A 14,791-nucleotide genomic window follows, 5' to 3' on the forward strand; every position below is an offset into this window, starting at 1 on the left:
TTGTTTTCAGCGGTCACAGTGCCAGCCCACCTTCGCGAGCACCGTCAGCGACGGCGGCGATGCGGCCGTGGTACTTGTTACCGCCACGGTCGAAGACAACAGCTTCGATGCCTGCAGCCTTGGCACGCTCGGCGACGAGTTCGCCAACGCGCTTGGCCTTGGCCGTCTTGTCACCGTCGAAAGCGCGGAGGTCGGCTTCGAGGGTGGAAGCCGAAGCTACGGTGACGCCCTTGCTGTCATCGACAACCTGGACGAACACGTGACGTGCCGAACGGTTGACGATCAGGCGGGGACGAACAGCCGTGCCCGTGATGCGCTTGCGGATACGAAGCTGGCGGCGGCTGCGTGCAGCAGACTTGCTCTTGTTCGAACGCTTCTTGTTAATTGCGATGGCCATGGTTTACTTACCAGCCTTTCCGACCTTGCGGCGGATGACTTCGCCGGCGTAACGGACACCCTTGCCCTTGTAGGGGTCGGGCTTGCGCAGCTTGCGAATGTTGGCAGCAACCTCGCCGACCTGCTGCTTGGAGATACCCGAAACAGAGAGCTTCGTGGGGCCCTCCACTGCGAAGGTGATGCCCTCGGGAGCCGAGACGTTGACCGGGTGGCTGTAGCCCAGAGCGAACTCCAGGTCAGCGCCCTTGGCCTGAACGCGGTAACCGGTACCGACGATTTCAAGCTTCTTCTCGTAGCCCTCGGTGACGCCCTGGATCATGTTGGCGATCAGGGTACGGGTCAGGCCGTGCAGCGAACGCGAGTTGCGCTCGTCGTTCGGGCGGGTGACCGTGAGGGTGTTCTCTTCGAGGGAAACCTCGATCGGGCTGGCAACAGTGTGGCTCAGCTCGCCCTTGGCACCCTTGACGCTGATGACGGAGCCATCGAGCTTGACCTCAACGCCGGCGGGAACGGTGATGGGGAGACGTCCAATACGTGACATTATTCTCTTCCTTTCCCGTTACCAGACGTAAGCGAGGACTTCGCCGCCCACGCCCTTCTTGCCGGCCTGCTTGTCAGTCAGGAGGCCGGAAGAGGTGGACAGGATTGCGATACCCAGGCCACCCAGCACGTGAGGCAGGTTGGTGGACTTCGCGTAAACGCGGAGACCCGGCTTGGAGATGCGGCGGACACCAGCGATCGAACGCTCGCGGTTCGGACCGAACTTGAGGTCGATGGTCAGCTTCTTGCCAACTTCGGCTTCCTCTTCCTTCCAGCCGGCGATGAAGCCTTCTGCCTTCAGGATGTCGGCAACGCGTGCCTTCAGCTTGCTGTACGGCATGGTCACGGAGTCGTGGTATGCCGAGTTTGCATTGCGCAGACGCGTGAGCATGTCTGCGACAGGATCTGTCATAGTCATTTGGGCTATAGCCCTTCCTCGTAATGGTTTCCGCGGCGCTTGCTCTCATGAGCCTGCGCTGCCGGACCTGTTACGTAGTTAGTTTTCAGTCTTGAACGGGAAACCAAGCGCCTTGAGCAGCGCGCGGCCTTCGTCGTCGGTCTTGGCGGTGGTGACGACCGTGATGTCCATGCCGCGAACGCGGTCGATGGAGTCCTGGTCGATTTCGTGGAACATAACCTGCTCGGTCAGACCGAAGGTGTAGTTGCCGTTGCCATCGAACTGCTTGCCGTTGAGGCCGCGGAAGTCACGGATACGCGGCAGTGCCAGCGATACCAGACGGTCCACGAATTCCCACATGCGGTCGCCACGCAGGGTTGCGTGTGCACCGATCGGCATGCCTTCGCGCAGCTTGAACTGTGCGATCGACTTGCGGGCCTTGGTTACCTGCGGCTTCTGGCCGGTGATCAGGGTGAGGTCGCGGACAGCGCCGTCGATCAGCTTGGAGTCCTTGGCGGCATCTCCAACACCCATGTTCACAACAACCTTCACCAGGCGGGGAACCTGGTTCACGTTCGCGTAGTTGAACTCGTCCTGCAGGGACTTCTTGATGGTCTCTGCGTACTTCGTCTTCAGACGCGGAACGATCTTCACTGGAGTCTCGAGAGTCTCAGTCATTAGATGTCCTTCCCGGTGGCCTTGGACACGCGGATACGAACGGTCTTGGTGCGGCCGTCCTTCTCAACGGTGTCGAGACGGAAACCAACGCGGGTCGGCTTCTTGGTCGACGGGTCTACCAGAGCAACGTTGGACACGTGGATCGGGGCTTCAACAACCTCGATGCCGCCGGTCTTGGTGCCGCGCTGGGACTGACCAACCTTGGTGTGCTTGGTGACGCGATTGATGCCCTCGACCAACACGCGGTTGGTGTCCGGGAATACGCGCAGGACCTTGCCCTGCTTGCCGCGGTCGCCGCCGCGTTCCTGCTTGGCGCCGGTGATGACCTGAACCAGGTCACCCTTCTTGATCTTAGCCATGGACTAAAGCACCTCCGGGGCCAGCGAAACGATCTTCATGAACTTCTTGTCGCGAAGTTCACGACCAACCGGGCCGAAGATACGGGTACCGCGGGGGTCACCGTCGTTCTTCAGGATCACAGCTGCGTTCTCGTCAAACTTGATGTAGGAACCATCCGCACGGCGGCGTTCCTTCTTGGTACGAACGATGACAGCCTTGACGACGTCACCCTTCTTTACGTTGCCGCCAGGGATAGCGTCCTTGACGGTTGCGACGATGACGTCGCCAATGCCTGCGTAGCGACGGCCGGATCCACCGAGAACGCGAATGGTAAGGATTTCCTTAGCACCCGTGTTGTCGGCGACCTTGAGTCGCGACTCCTGCTGAATCAATTTTTACTCCTTGCGTCGCGCCGGTTCTCAGACCGAAATCATGCATACGGAATGAGCCTTGCGGAACGGTTGATCGGGGTGTCTCTGGACCTGCCTGGATTTTGCCAGAACAGGCCTAAACGCCCGTGCCACAAGCATCAGCTTCCCTTGCAGGAAAACCCTGCGCGGGGCAGTATGCAGTGGCACGATTGTTTACGAGGTGGTTGATGACGCACAAATGGCGCCATACAAACTCAAAATCCTAGCATGCTTTGAGGCCATACCATAACTGGCAGGAAAAGCGGAAGGGCCCGCGCTCCGTAAGGAACGCGGGCCCTTCCAGTAAGCCCGGCCGGGCATGCCCGGCGTCGGATTTACTTGGCCTTTTCGAGGATCTCCACCAGGCGGAACCGCTTGGTAGCGGACAGCGGGCGGGTCTCGGCGATCAGAACGAGGTCGCCGATGCCGGCGGTGTTCTGCTCGTCGTGAGCCTTGATCTTCGAGGTGCGGCGAATAACCTTGCCGTACAGAGCGTGCTTCACGCGGTCTTCAACCTCAACAACGATGGTCTTTTCCATCTTGTCGGAGACTACGTAGCCGCGACGCGTCTTACGGTAACCGCGCTGTTCAGCGCTGGCTGCTGCTTCCGTCACGTTTTCCTTCTCGCTCACTTGGCGTCCTCTCCAGCTTCAACCTCGGCAGCTTCTGCCTTGGCAGCCTTCTTGGACTTCTTTTCTTCCTTGGCTTCCACAACCGGTGCGGCAACCTCGGCACGAATGCCCAGCTCGCGCTCACGAAGAACGGTGTAGATGCGTGCGATGTCCTTCTTTACCGCGCGCAGACGACCGTGGTTCTCCAGCTGACCGGTGGCGGACTGGAAACGCAGGTTGAACAGCTCTTCCTTGGACTTGCGGAGTTCTTCAACGAGACGCTCGTTGTCGAAACCGTCCAGCTGTGCGGGTGCGAGATCCTTCGACCCTACTGCCATTTCTATTCACCACCTTCGCGACGCACAATGCGTGCCTTCAACGGGAGCTTGTGGATTGCCAGGCGCAGGGCCTCGCGAGCTACCTCTTCATTGACACCGGAGAGTTCGAAGAGAACCCGGCCCGGCTTGACGTTTGCGACCCACCATTCCGGGGAACCCTTACCGGAACCCATACGGGTTTCGGCAGGCTTCTTGGTCAGCGGACGGTCCGGGTAGATGTTGATCCAGACCTTACCGCCACGCTTGATGTGGCGGGTCATCGCGATACGGGCGGACTCGATCTGACGGTTGGTGACGTATGCCGGGCTCAGGGCCTGGATGCCGTACTCACCGAAAGTGACCTTGGTGCCACCCGTAGCAGCGCCGGAACGACCCGGGTGGTGCTGCTTACGGTGCTTGACTCGACGTGGGATAAGCATTTAAGCCTGTCCTCCTTCTGCTGCCGGAGCAGCAGCTTCAGCGGCCGGTGCTTCAACGGCAGCGGGTGCTGCCTCAGCTGCCGGACGGTCGTTACGACGACGGCGGTCGCCACCCGGGCGGCCCGGACGGTCTCCTCCACGGCCACGGGACGGAGCAGCAGCTGCCTGCTGCGCCAGTTCCTTGGCGGTGACGTCACCCTTGTAGATCCAAACCTTCACACCGATGCGGCCGAAGGTGGTCTTGGCTTCGTAGAAGCCGTAGTCGATGTTCGCGCGGAGGGTGTGCAGGGGCACACGGCCTTCGCGGTAGAACTCCGAGCGGGACATTTCTGCGCCACCCAGACGGCCGGAGCAAGCAACACGGATACCCTTGGCACCTGCGCGCTGTGCGGACTGCATGGCCTTCTTCATCGCACGGCGGAAAGCCACGCGGGAAGTCAGCTGCTCTGCGATGCCCTGGGCAACGAGCTGTGCTTCGATCTCCGGGTTCTTGACCTCGAGGATGTTCAGCTGGACCTGCTTGCCGGTGAGCTTTTCGAGCTCGCCGCGGATGCGGTCTGCTTCAGCGCCGCGGCGGCCGATGACGATGCCCGGACGTGCCGTGTGGATGTCCACGCGGACACGGTCGCGGGTGCGCTCGATCTCGACCTTGGCGATGCCGGCGCGCTCCATGCCCGTGGACATGAGCTGGCGGATCTTGATGTCCTCGCGGACGAAGTCCTTGTAGCGCTGGCCCGGCTTGTTGCTGTCAGCGAACCAGTGCGAAACGTGGTCGCTGGTGATGCCGAGTCGGAACCCGTGCGGGTTTACTTTCTGTCCCACTTAGCGAGCCTCCTCTTTCTCCGGGGTTGCGACGACCACGGTGATGTGGCTGGTCCGCTTCTTGATGCGGTAGGCGCGGCCCTGGGCACGCGGCTGGAACCGCTTCATGGTCGGGCCCTCATCAACGAATGCTTCGCTGATGAAGAGGTCACTGTCGTCGAATGCAACGCCGTCACGGTCCGCGAGGACGCGTGCGTTGGCCATTGCCGACTGAAGTACCTTGAATACCGGCTCCGAAGCTGCCTGGGGGGCAAACTTCAGAATTGCCAGAGCCTCATTCGCTTGCTTGCCACGAACAAGGTTGACGACGCGCCGGGCCTTCATAGGCGTTACGCGGATGTGACGCGCAATTGCCTTGGCTTCCATTGCTTTCCTTCTCTCGTCTAAGACGTAAGGTCAGGCGCCTTAGCGGCGCTTGCCCTTACGGTCGTCCTTAACATGGCCGCGGAATGTCCGCGTAGGAGCGAATTCGCCGAGCTTGTGCCCGACCATCGACTCAGTGACAAACACCGGGATGTGCTTGCGTCCGTCGTGTACGGCGATCGTGTGCCCGAGCATGTCGGGGATGATCATCGAACGGCGGGACCAGGTCTTGATGACGTTCTTGGTGCCCTTATCGTTTTCCCGTGCGACCTTCACAAAGAGGTGCTGGTCAACGAAAGGACCTTTTTTCAGGCTGCGTGGCATGTGTCCAGGCTCCTATCGCTTGTTCTTGCCAGTACGGCGGCGACGAACAATAAGCTTGTCGCTCTCTTTGTTCGGACGGCGGGTACGGCCCTCGGGCTTGCCGTTCGGGTTGACCGGGTGACGACCACCGGAAGTCTTACCTTCACCACCACCGTGCGGGTGGTCAACCGGGTTCATGGCTACACCACGGACGGTCGGGCGAACGCCCTTCCAGCGCATACGGCCGGCCTTGCCCCAGTTGATGTTCGACTGCTCGGCGTTGCCAACCTCGCCGACGGTTGCGCGGCAGCGCACGTCAACGTTGCGGATTTCGCCGGAGGGCAGGCGCAACTGTGCGAAGCGGCCTTCCTTGGCGACGAGCTGAACCGAAGCACCTGCGGAGCGGGCCATCTTGGCGCCGCCACCCGGACGCAGTTCAACTGCGTGGATAACGGTACCAACCGGGATGTTGCGCAGCGGCAGGTTGTTGCCCGGCTTGATGTCAGCGTCGGGACCAGCCTCGACGAAGTCACCCTGGGACAGCTTGTTCGGGGCGATGATGTAACGCTTGGTGCCATCAACGTAGTGCAGGAGGGCGATGCGAGCCGTGCGGTTCGGATCGTACTCGATTTCGGCAACGCGGGCGTTGATGCCGTCCTTGTCGTGACGACGGAAGTCGATCAGACGGTACTGGCGCTTGTGTCCGCCACCCTTGTGACGGGTGGTGATCTTACCGGTGTTGTTACGGCCGCCGGTCTTGTGCAGCGGACGCAGCAACGACTTTTCCGGAGTCGACCGCGTGATTTCAGCAAAGTCGGCTACGCTCGAGCCACGACGGCCCGGGGTAGTCGGCTTGTATTTACGGATTCCCATAATTTATTTCCTCGTTAAAGTGGTCTCCGCTACGCGAGCGGACCGCCGAAGATGTCGATTGTGCCTTCTTTGAGGGTGACAATTGCACGCTTGGTGCTCTTGCGCTGTCCCCAGCCGAATTTGGTGCGCTTGCGCTTACCGGCACGGTTGATGGTGTTGATCGAGTCGACCTTGACGGAGAAGATCTTCTCCACGGCCAGCTTGATCTCGGTCTTGTTCGAGCGGGGGTCCACCAGGAAGGTGTACTTGCCTTCGTCGATCAGACCGTAGCTCTTTTCCGAAACGACGGGTGCAAGCACGACGTCGCGCGGGTCCTTGATGGTGGTTACGCTCACTTGGAGGCCTCCTCGTTCTTTGCCTTGTCAGCGACGAACGCATCGAAAGCAGCCTTGGTGAAGACCACGTCGTCAGAGATCAGCACGTCGTAGGTGTTCAGCTGGTCTGCGTACAGAACGTGAACATCTGCGAGGTTGCGCACGGACAGTGCGGCAACGTCTTCGGCGCGCTCGATCACAACGAGCAGGTTCTTGCGCTCGGAAACCGCACGCAGCGACGCCAGGGCTTCCTTGGCGGACGGCTTGGTGCCGGCAACCAAGGCCTCAATGACGTGAATGCGGTCGTTACGGGCGCGGTCAGACAGGGCGCCGCGGAGAGCAGCAGCCTTCATCTTCTTGGGGGTGCGCTGGCTGTAGTCGCGCGGGGTGGGACCGTGGACAATGCCACCGCCGGTCATGTGCGGAGCACGGATGGAACCCTGACGGGCGCGGCCGGTGCCCTTCTGCTTGAACGGCTTGCGACCGGCACCGGAAACCTCGGCGCGGGTCTTGGTCTTGTGGGTTCCCTGGCGGGCAGCAGCGAGCTGGGCGACGACAACCTGGTGCAGCAGGGGCACGTTGGTCTGGACGTCGAAGATCTCTGCAGGCAGGTCAACCTTGACAGTGCTAGTCATTGAACTAGGCTCCCTTCACGGCGGAACGTACGAGTACGACCTGGCCGCGGGCACCGGGGACGGCACCCTTGATAAGGAGCAGCGACTTCTCAACGTCAACAGCGTGAACCGTGAGGTTCAGCGTGGTGTGACGAACGGCGCCCATGCGGCCGGCCATTTTCAGACCCTTGAAGACGCGGCTCGGGGTGGATGCGCCACCGATGGAGCCAGGCTTACGGTGGTTCTTGTGGGCACCGTGGGAAGCGCCAACACCGGAGAAGCCGTGACGCTTCATAACACCGGCAAAGCCCTTACCCTTGGAGGTGCCGACGACGTCGATCTTCTGGCCGGCTTCGAAGATCTCAACAGAGAGCTCCTGGCCCAGCTCGTAGGATGCGGCGTCTGCGGTACGCAGTTCGACGACGTGGCGGCGAGGAGTTACGCCTGCCTTCTCAAAGTGACCAGCCAGCGGCTTGGTGACCTTGCGGGGGTCGATCTGGCCGTAGCCGATCTGTACGGCGACGTAGCCATCGGACTCAGCGTTGCGGAGCTGGGTGATGACGTTGGAGTCAGCCTGGACAACAGTTACCGGGATGAGCTTGTTGTTCTCGTCCCAGACCTGGGTCATGCCGAGCTTCGTGCCCAGCAGGCCCTTTACGTTACGGGTTGCGGTCATAGTCTCTCAGCACCTCCCTAGAGCTTGATTTCGATGTTCACGTCGGCAGGCAGGTCGAGACGCATAAGCGAGTCAACGGCCTTCGGCGTGGGGTCGATGATGTCGATCAGACGCTTGTGAGTACGCATTTCGAAGTGCTCACGGCTGTCCTTGTACTTGTGAGGAGAGCGAATAACGCAGTAAACGTTCTTCTCCGTGGGCAGCGGCACCGGGCCGACTACCGTTGCGCCTGCGCGCGTGACCGTCTCAACGATCTTCCGCGCTGAAACATCAATGACCTCGTGGTCATATGACTTCAGCCGGATGCGGATTTTTTGTCCCGCCATGTCGCCTGACTCTCTTTCAGCTAGTGCTGCTCTAGTTAGGGCTGCTCTGTTTACTTACCTGTTGTTGTGGCCGCCGAAGCGTTTGAGGATTTACCACCACACGCCGCACAAGCTGAATCCGGATAATTCCGGGTTCCTCAACCTGCCGGCGCACCGACCCCCGCGGTCGGGCGTGTCGCGATTTTCACGCAAACTCGACCGCATTCCATGGGGTTCAGGGTTATGTTTGGGCTTCAGCTTGGACCCTGGCACCCGGCATTATCCGGATCGGGACGCGAAGAAGCGCTTGAACAACTCATCCAGTATGCCGGAAATCGGAGCCGATGGCTAATCGGGCCTCTTCAGCCCATTGCCACAGCCGAGCCGCGGTATGGATGATAGGTGAATGACCGTCCAGGATACGGGTTCTGTGGAAGATCTTGCCGCGCGCCTTCGTCCGGGATTCACGCTCGGCGTCGCATCAGCCGCGTTCCAGATCGAAGGGTCCCTTACTACTGACGGCCGGGGCCCGTCGGGTTGGGACGCCTTCTCGGAAAAGCCGGGAGCAATCGTCGACGGCGGCTCCCCCGCCATTGCTTGCGACCACTACAACCGCGCCGACCAGGACATCGCCCTGATGCAGGAGCTCGGGGTGGACTCGTACCGTTTCTCCTTGTCCTGGCCAAGGATCCAGCCTGATGGCCAGGGATCCATCAACCAGCGGGGCCTGGATTTCTACGACCGCTTGATCGACAAGCTGCTCGCTGCCGGGATCTCCCCCATGGTCACGCTTTACCACTGGGACACTCCCCTCCCGCTGGAGCACGCCGGTGGCTGGTTGAACCGGCAGACGGCGTTGCGCTTTGCCGCCTACAGCGCGATCGTGGCTGAGCGGTTCGGCGACCGGGTGGACTCGTGGGTCACTGTCAACGAACCGGTGTCAGTCACGTTGCAGGGATACGCTTTGGGCGCCCACGCCCCGGGTCACCAACTCCTCTTCGATTGCCTGCCAGCGGCCCACCATCAACTCCTTGGCCATGGCATGGCCGTGCAGGCACTGCGCGCCGCAGGGGTTTCCGGACAGATCGGCATTTCCAACATGCACTCCCCGGTCCGCCCTGCCACCAACAAGCTCTCCGACCGGCTCATGGCTGAGGCCCTGGACCTGATCCTCAACCGCATCTATGCCGATGCCATTCTGCTGGGCCAATACCCCAAGCCACATTTCGCGCTGTGGCCATGGTTCCGCTCCCTGGGTCCGGTCCAGGACGGCGACCTCGCCGTGATCGCCCAGCCGCTGGACTTCTACGGCGTGAATTACTACTACCCCATCAAGGTGGCCTCTGGCCGCGGACCGGCGGAAATACCCACCGGCACGGCCGAGGAAATGGTGAACGTTCCTTTCCATCTGGCCGCCTACCAGGAATACCCGGTCACGGGATTCGGCTGGCCCGAGGCGCCTGAACAGCTGGCAACGCTGCTGCAGGAGATGAAAGGGCGGTACGGGGCGTCGCTCCCGCCGATCTACATCACCGAAGGAGGCGCGAGCTTCCCGGAGCCGGACCATGTCAGCGGCCCAGTCCAGGACACCGACCGGATCACGTATCTGGCAGAGCACCTGGGCCATGCCCTCACGGCAACGGGACCAGGCGGGCAAGCCGAGGGCGTGGACCTTCGCGGCTATTACGTGTGGACGTTGCTGGACAATTTCGAATGGGCCGCCGGGTACTCCCAGCGCTTCGGACTGGTTCACGTGGACTTCGAAACCCTCGAACGGACGCCCAAGGAATCGTTCTACTGGCTCAGGGCACTTGAGCGCGCCCGGAGGCACCACGCTTAACCCGATCGGGTTAAAAACCTACTTGTTCTTGTTGGCCCGGTTGATGCGCTTGGCCCGGTCGATCTCATTCCGGAAGTACTTGCGACCCCACAGGATGCCTCCGCCGATGCCAACAACGATGACCAGGAAAATCAGGAATTCCATGCTGATCCTTTCTACCCAAGCAACACTATCCGACTCCCTCCCCGCCGCGCCCACTGCCATCGGATGCAGCGCGATCGGATGGACGGGGTCCGCGGTTCAACCGCCAGACGGCGAGGACAATGAGGGCCACGGCAACGAGTGCCAGCAGGGCAAAGGCATATGACCTCAAGGCCCACATGACGCTCGCGGCCACCCCGGCTGCGCCCCACGCCGTGAAGAGCCTTTCGGACAACAGCAATCCCACGCCCAGGAGTGCGGCATGGGCCGCCAGGACGTAGACCTGCTGCGGGGGCGTTCCGCCGAAAATGGTGGCCACTGAACTGAGCGACAAGAATCCGGAAGCAACGCCCAGCCGCAGGATGGCGTCTCCCCTGTGGCCCCGCACATAGCGCACCCCTGCCAAAACAACTGCGGTAACCACGTACCACTGGGCTGCCCAGAACCAATCCGGGCGGGCGCCGTCCACGAACAGCAGTGCCCGCTGAAAACCGACCAGTGCAACAATGGCAGCAACTTCCGCCACCAAGTGCTTCTGATGCGGCACTTCCGCCGCAGCGATGCCGCCAGCGATTGCCAGCAGGAACGCGCCCGCCAGTGACGTGGAGTCGTAGGCCAAGCCCACCGCTGCCCCTGCAAGGTAGGCCACCAGCGTGGTCGCAGCCAGCGATGCCCGCCTTCCTGGCTGGCCAGCCACGTTGAGACCGCCAAACCAACGGAGGCCGTACAGCAGGGACCCCATGCCCACTCCCCCAACGAGCCACGGCAGGAAGTCGGCCCACGGACCCGCTGCTCCCGCATCGAGCAAACCCCCGACGGCCGTAACGGCACCCACCAAGGCGGTGGGCGCCGCGCCCGCGTAGAGGGAGGGTATTGATTCCACGTGGGAGGCAGCGAAGAAGACAATCGCGACGGCCAGGACAGCGCCACCCACCATGCCTGGTGACGTATCAACAGTGGCCAAGCAAGCAGTGCCGGCGAATACCACAGCCGAGACAAACCACAGCCATCGGTCCGCTCCTCCGGCGCCACGGGTAGGACGGCCCCGCAGCAACGTCTTTGCGAGCGTCACCACCATGGCGCATGCCAGCAGGAGAACCGGAACCTGGAACCTGTCCAAAACCGCGTGGTGCAGGAACGTGGTGGACGGGAAGTCCAGGAATGGCCCCGCGAAAACCACCATCAAGGTGACCGCCGCGAGTCCGGGATACAGTGCCACCGCAGCACGCAGCGTCCGGCGCACCAACAACGACGCGAGGCCAGCGAGTGCCAAGCCCAGCAGGAGCACCCAACGGCCGCCGCCGTCGAAATCGCCAACCAGGAGGTAAACGAGCGGTAGTCCGGCCTGGAGGCCCAGCGTGGACCAGAGAGCAACCCGTTGGAAGGGAACGTCATCAAGCCTGCGATGCGCCAGGCAATGCGTGATGAGCTGCAGGAAAGTGACCAACCCGAGCGCCAACCAGGGCACCGCCGTCGAATCGGCAACGTCCGCGGCAACAAGCGTCACCAGAGCCGCGGATGCTACGCGGACCGCCACGAGGTAGGCTCCGCGAACCGGCTTGGCCTGAGCCAGCACGGCCATGATGCAACCGTAGGCCAGGAGGATGCCGAGCATGATTTCGACGTCCCTCACAGAGCCTGCCCGGAGCAGCAGCAGGGCCACGGACGCCGGCGCAAAGATCCACGCGATCCGGTGGCTGCGCAGAGCTATCGAGCAGATTGCCGCTGCGAGGGTGGTCACGATGGCCGCAGCTCCGGGCTGCCAACCACCGTACGCCGTGAGGGCGGGCACCCGCGTGGCAACGTTGAATGAGATGGTTGCCACTGCCATCGCTGCCAGAAGTACACCCACATCCGCAGTGACTGTTTGGAGCGAAGTTCCGCGTCGCCCGGCCACCAGGACCACCAGCAATTGCCCGGCCAGGACCCACACCACGACGGAGGCCACGGTCACGTCCTCACCAGCGAGGCCCAAGGCCCACCCGTGCCCCTGCAGATCGGCGTAGGCCGATGCCACGAGGACTGTGCCCGCGGCACGGGCAAGCCACCAGTAGACCCTCCGATGGACCGAGACGGGAAGGCGCAGGGCCGTAGCCAGCAGATAGGCTGTTATCGCCAGCAACACCAGGTTGGCGGCTCCGCGGGAGACAGCAGTGGCAGAAACCAACAAAGCCACCATGCCTGCACCCGGTGCAAGGAGTTCGCCGATGGTCAGGCGCCAAGGGGTCCGGCTTTGTCCGGTGGTTGGTGGCACCAGCACCCGGGGGAAGGCCATCCATCCCGAGGCAAGCCCCGCGACCAGCAGCGCCAGCACTCCGGAAACCAACACAGGGTGTCCCGGAAGATGTTCCAGGACGGCAAGAACCAGCAATCCAAGAGCCGCAGCACTGCCGAAGAGTCCGGTACTGGCCCGCGCCGCCACCACGCCGAAGCCCCGTCGCCCAAAGACAGCACTCAGCACTTGCTGAACTCCGGCCACCACCACGAACGCCAGCACGGTCAGCGGAACGCGCTCCTGGTGACCCACGAGCACCCCGGCCACGACTGCGGGGACGGCAAAGGTGAAAGCAAGGCGCCCAGCCAGCACCAGGCACCTGCCAAGGAATCCGCGGGCAACGGCCGCCAACGCAAACCAGTAGGCCCCGGTGGCGCCAAGCATCAAAGCCAACGGCCAGGCGCCCACCAAGTCAGCGAGCACCAGGGAACAGCAAAGCACTGCCGCCGGCGCGAAGGCGACGCCTTGCCGCAGCCTCCACCCCAGCACCATCGCCGTGGGCAGCACAACCAGGAAAGGTACGTACTTGGGCAGGTCGAAGGCCCCGACGCCAAGCACCACCGTCAAGACCAAGGCAACAAGGAGTTGAAATCCCAAGCAGGACACGGCGTCGTTCCACCAGGTCCTGGGCGTGACCGCCTTGCCGGCATATGACATCCCGATCGCCTGGACACCCAGGCAGGCAACTGCCGCCAGCATGGCCAAGCTGACATCCGAGGTGCCGTCCCACACCGAGGCAATGATGGCGAGCGTGAACGCTGCACGCGCGGCGAAGAAGTGGCCATTCCGGTATCGGGCCGCGGGGACCAGCATCATCACCGCAAAGTAGGTGCCGCAGATGGCCATCACCAGCGGGTACTCGCCTTTGGCAAGAACGTTTGGCGTGACAGTTGCGGCCAGCCCTACTGCTGGAACCACAAAGGGATGCAGCGCCATCAGTGGTTGTACGTACAGCGGCGATACCCAGCGGGGGTGGGCCAGGGCAAGCAACGTCAGGACGACCGCCAAAGCGATCAAGGAAATGAAGTACCAGACCAAGGCACCGCCAAGCACGGACACTCCGGACCAGGCGGTTGACACCACGAAGCTCAAGGAGAGCCAGGCCAAGACTTTGTTGTTCAAGCGCACGGCCGCAAACACGTAAGCGCCTGTACCAAGCAACGATGTTGCCAACCAAGCGAGCGGTCCGTTGTGCAGGGCAAAGTTGTACATCGCCAGGCCAGTGATCGGCACCAGGGCCAGGCCGGTGCCGGTGAACGCCAGAGCCGCCGGACGAAGCCGTGGAACGCGGGGATGAAGGACCAAACCGGCCACGTAGAACAGGACCGTGATCCCCCACAACGCAACGAACCTGAACATCTCCGGCAGGCTGGTACCCACGAACAACGCACCCGCAGCCACCAGCAGCAGGCTTGCCACGTAGAGAGTGATGTTGATGTTCTGGCGGTCGCGCTTGTCCTTGCGCGCGGCCACCTCCTCCGCGCTTTCAGGACGGACACGTGCGTGCTGCGGCGCAGGTGGCAGCGGCTGTCCTGCGGGAACGGACGACGGCGGCGCCATGGTTTGCGCTGCAAACCCCGGCTGTGCGGGTTGTTGCGGCCGCATCGGCGGCGCGGCTTGTTGCGGCTGCATCGGCGGCGCGGGTTGTTGCGGCCGCATCGGCGGCCCGGCTTGCCGCCAACCCATCGACGGGACGGGGTGGGTGGACGTGTGGGGACCCGTTGTCTGCCCGGGCCATCCCGGCGGCGGGGTCGACGTTCCCGCCCCGCCACGGGTCGGGCTGGCCGAGCCAAGCGGAGCAGCCTGCGTCTTCGCCAGGGCGTCGCGCCAACCAGCCATATGGCCGGCGAGATAGCCCGCACGGTAGGCGCCGCCGTCGTCCGTTTGCTGTGCGGAACCCTTGGGAGACCGCCCGCGTCCACGCACCAGGCCCAGCGCAAATCCGCCAGCGGCGACCAGCACCAGGAACAGCAAGCCCCCGATTGTGCCCATGAATCCGTACACGGCAGCCCCCTATTGTGTCCAGGGCACGGCTGTTTGCACAGGCCTGCCCGCATTAATCAAGACGATGGATTAATGATAGCAAAGAAGAACCCCACCGCCGAGGCGATGGGGTTCTTCTGTGGGTTGCTTCCGA

General features: G+C 62.5%; 20 protein-coding genes. 1 reads left to right on the top strand and 19 read right to left on the bottom strand.

Annotated features, from left to right (window positions below):
* Window positions 1-13 precede the first annotated feature (13 nt).
* From rplR to rpsJ, 17 genes are all read right to left on the bottom strand, one after another.
* Window positions 14-397, bottom strand: a complete 384-nt coding sequence (gene rplR / locus ACIQTZ_RS06490) for a 50S ribosomal protein L18 (protein WP_397325847.1) — start codon at window positions 395-397, stop codon at window positions 14-16.
* A 3-nt stretch (window positions 398-400) separates the two neighbouring features.
* Complete coding sequence (gene rplF, locus ACIQTZ_RS06495) at window positions 401-937, bottom strand: 50S ribosomal protein L6 (protein ID WP_347108069.1); 537 nt, start codon at window positions 935-937, stop codon at window positions 401-403.
* Window positions 938-955: 18 nt separating this feature from the next.
* Window positions 956-1,354 carry a 30S ribosomal protein S8 gene (gene rpsH, locus ACIQTZ_RS06500; RefSeq protein ID WP_397325848.1) on the bottom strand — a complete coding sequence of 133 codons (399 nt, stop codon included), beginning with the start codon at window positions 1,352-1,354 and terminating at the stop codon, window positions 956-958.
* A 78-nt stretch (window positions 1,355-1,432) separates the two neighbouring features.
* Complete coding sequence (gene rplE, locus ACIQTZ_RS06505) at window positions 1,433-2,011, bottom strand: 50S ribosomal protein L5 (RefSeq protein WP_144659421.1); 579 nt, start codon at window positions 2,009-2,011, stop codon at window positions 1,433-1,435.
* Entirely contained in the window at window positions 2,011-2,370 is a 360-nt protein-coding gene (rplX, locus tag ACIQTZ_RS06510; RefSeq protein ID WP_144659420.1) for a 50S ribosomal protein L24, read from the bottom strand. Before rplX ends, rplE begins: the two co-directional genes overlap by 1 nt.
* 3 nt (window positions 2,371-2,373) lie before the next feature.
* A complete protein-coding gene (rplN, locus tag ACIQTZ_RS06515; protein WP_003803789.1) occupies window positions 2,374-2,742 on the bottom strand; it encodes a 50S ribosomal protein L14 in 369 nt (122 codons plus the stop codon).
* A 353-nt stretch (window positions 2,743-3,095) separates the two neighbouring features.
* The gene (gene rpsQ, locus ACIQTZ_RS06520; RefSeq protein WP_144659419.1) at window positions 3,096-3,392 is read right to left on the bottom strand and encodes a 30S ribosomal protein S17; all 297 of its coding nucleotides are present in this window, start codon (window positions 3,390-3,392) and stop codon (window positions 3,096-3,098) included.
* Window positions 3,389-3,709 (bottom strand): 50S ribosomal protein L29, encoded by a 321-nt coding sequence (gene rpmC / locus ACIQTZ_RS06525; protein WP_347108074.1) that lies wholly within the window; start codon window positions 3,707-3,709, stop codon window positions 3,389-3,391. Before rpmC ends, rpsQ begins: the two co-directional genes overlap by 4 nt.
* Before the next feature lie 2 nt (window positions 3,710-3,711).
* Window positions 3,712-4,128, bottom strand: coding sequence for a 50S ribosomal protein L16 (gene rplP / locus ACIQTZ_RS06530; RefSeq protein ID WP_021472412.1), 417 nt, complete (start codon window positions 4,126-4,128; stop codon window positions 3,712-3,714).
* Window positions 4,129-4,950 (bottom strand): 30S ribosomal protein S3, encoded by an 822-nt coding sequence (gene rpsC / locus ACIQTZ_RS06535; protein WP_387435059.1) that lies wholly within the window; start codon window positions 4,948-4,950, stop codon window positions 4,129-4,131. It abuts the gene before it with no gap.
* On the bottom strand, window positions 4,951-5,316 hold the full coding sequence (rplV, locus tag ACIQTZ_RS06540) for a 50S ribosomal protein L22 (RefSeq protein ID WP_021472410.1): 366 nt from the start codon (window positions 5,314-5,316) through the stop codon (window positions 4,951-4,953). It lies immediately after the preceding gene.
* A gap of 39 nt (window positions 5,317-5,355) precedes the next feature.
* Window positions 5,356-5,637 carry a 30S ribosomal protein S19 gene (gene rpsS, locus ACIQTZ_RS06545; protein ID WP_011775591.1) on the bottom strand — a complete coding sequence of 94 codons (282 nt, stop codon included), beginning with the start codon at window positions 5,635-5,637 and terminating at the stop codon, window positions 5,356-5,358.
* Window positions 5,638-5,649: 12 nt separating this feature from the next.
* A complete protein-coding gene (rplB, locus tag ACIQTZ_RS06550; RefSeq protein ID WP_021472409.1) occupies window positions 5,650-6,489 on the bottom strand; it encodes a 50S ribosomal protein L2 in 840 nt (279 codons plus the stop codon).
* Window positions 6,490-6,518: 29 nt separating this feature from the next.
* Entirely contained in the window at window positions 6,519-6,824 is a 306-nt protein-coding gene (rplW, locus tag ACIQTZ_RS06555; protein ID WP_011775593.1) for a 50S ribosomal protein L23, read from the bottom strand.
* Window positions 6,821-7,438, bottom strand: coding sequence for a 50S ribosomal protein L4 (rplD, locus tag ACIQTZ_RS06560; RefSeq protein ID WP_400329124.1), 618 nt, complete (start codon window positions 7,436-7,438; stop codon window positions 6,821-6,823). The genes rplW and rplD overlap by 4 nt, the downstream gene beginning before the upstream one ends.
* A 4-nt stretch (window positions 7,439-7,442) precedes the next feature.
* The gene (gene rplC, locus ACIQTZ_RS06565) at window positions 7,443-8,093 is read right to left on the bottom strand and encodes a 50S ribosomal protein L3 (protein ID WP_347108077.1); all 651 of its coding nucleotides are present in this window, start codon (window positions 8,091-8,093) and stop codon (window positions 7,443-7,445) included.
* A 17-nt stretch (window positions 8,094-8,110) separates the two neighbouring features.
* Window positions 8,111-8,419: a 30S ribosomal protein S10 gene (gene rpsJ / locus ACIQTZ_RS06570; RefSeq protein WP_003803825.1), complete on the bottom strand. Its 309-nt coding sequence runs from the start codon at window positions 8,417-8,419 to the stop codon at window positions 8,111-8,113.
* Between the two features lie 385 nt (window positions 8,420-8,804).
* Between rpsJ and ACIQTZ_RS06575 the strand changes: the two genes are divergently transcribed.
* Entirely contained in the window at window positions 8,805-10,238 is a 1,434-nt protein-coding gene (locus ACIQTZ_RS06575) for a GH1 family beta-glucosidase (protein WP_402944634.1), read from the top strand.
* An 18-nt stretch (window positions 10,239-10,256) separates the two neighbouring features.
* Here the strand turns inward: ACIQTZ_RS06575 and ACIQTZ_RS06580 are convergent, their stop codons facing one another.
* Window positions 10,257-10,382, bottom strand: a complete 126-nt coding sequence (locus ACIQTZ_RS06580) for a hypothetical protein (protein WP_402978697.1) — start codon at window positions 10,380-10,382, stop codon at window positions 10,257-10,259.
* Between the two features lie 25 nt (window positions 10,383-10,407).
* Window positions 10,408-14,646 carry a hypothetical protein gene (locus tag ACIQTZ_RS06585; RefSeq protein WP_402978700.1) on the bottom strand — a complete coding sequence of 1,413 codons (4,239 nt, stop codon included), beginning with the start codon at window positions 14,644-14,646 and terminating at the stop codon, window positions 10,408-10,410.
* Window positions 14,647-14,791: the final 145 nt, after the last annotated feature.

It is taken from the genome of Paenarthrobacter sp. NPDC090520 (genome assembly GCF_044769205.1).
GTDB lineage: Bacteria > Actinomycetota > Actinomycetes > Actinomycetales > Micrococcaceae > Arthrobacter.

Bases quoted from the DNA above. Each gene is read 5' to 3' on its own strand.
- rplR (WP_397325847.1), bottom strand. From the start codon at position 397: ATGGCCATCGCAATTAACAAGAAGCGTTCGAACAAGAGCAAGTCTGCT.
- rplF (WP_347108069.1), bottom strand. From the start codon at position 937: ATGTCACGTATTGGACGTCTCCCCATCACCGTTCCCGCCGGCGTTGAG.
- rpsH (WP_397325848.1), bottom strand. From the start codon at position 1,354: ATGACTATGACAGATCCTGTCGCAGACATGCTCACGCGTCTGCGCAAT.
- rplE (WP_144659421.1), bottom strand. From the start codon at position 2,011: ATGACTGAGACTCTCGAGACTCCAGTGAAGATCGTTCCGCGTCTGAAG.
- rplX (WP_144659420.1), bottom strand. From the start codon at position 2,370: ATGGCTAAGATCAAGAAGGGTGACCTGGTTCAGGTCATCACCGGCGCC.
- rpmC (WP_347108074.1), bottom strand. From the start codon at position 3,709: ATGGCAGTAGGGTCGAAGGATCTCGCACCCGCACAGCTGGACGGTTTC.
- rplP (WP_021472412.1), bottom strand. From the start codon at position 4,128: ATGCTTATCCCACGTCGAGTCAAGCACCGTAAGCAGCACCACCCGGGT.
- rplV (WP_021472410.1), bottom strand. From the start codon at position 5,316: ATGGAAGCCAAGGCAATTGCGCGTCACATCCGCGTAACGCCTATGAAG.
- rpsS (WP_011775591.1), bottom strand. From the start codon at position 5,637: ATGCCACGCAGCCTGAAAAAAGGTCCTTTCGTTGACCAGCACCTCTTT.
- rplB (WP_021472409.1), bottom strand. From the start codon at position 6,489: ATGGGAATCCGTAAATACAAGCCGACTACCCCGGGCCGTCGTGGCTCG.
- rplD (WP_400329124.1), bottom strand. From the start codon at position 7,438: ATGACTAGCACTGTCAAGGTTGACCTGCCTGCAGAGATCTTCGACGTC.
- rplC (WP_347108077.1), bottom strand. From the start codon at position 8,093: ATGACCGCAACCCGTAACGTAAAGGGCCTGCTGGGCACGAAGCTCGGC.
- rpsJ (WP_003803825.1), bottom strand. From the start codon at position 8,419: ATGGCGGGACAAAAAATCCGCATCCGGCTGAAGTCATATGACCACGAG.
- ACIQTZ_RS06575 (WP_402944634.1), top strand. From the start codon at position 8,805: ATGACCGTCCAGGATACGGGTTCTGTGGAAGATCTTGCCGCGCGCCTT.
- ACIQTZ_RS06580 (WP_402978697.1), bottom strand. From the start codon at position 10,382: ATGGAATTCCTGATTTTCCTGGTCATCGTTGTTGGCATCGGCGGAGGC.
- ACIQTZ_RS06585 (WP_402978700.1), bottom strand. From the start codon at position 14,646: ATGGGCACAATCGGGGGCTTGCTGTTCCTGGTGCTGGTCGCCGCTGGC.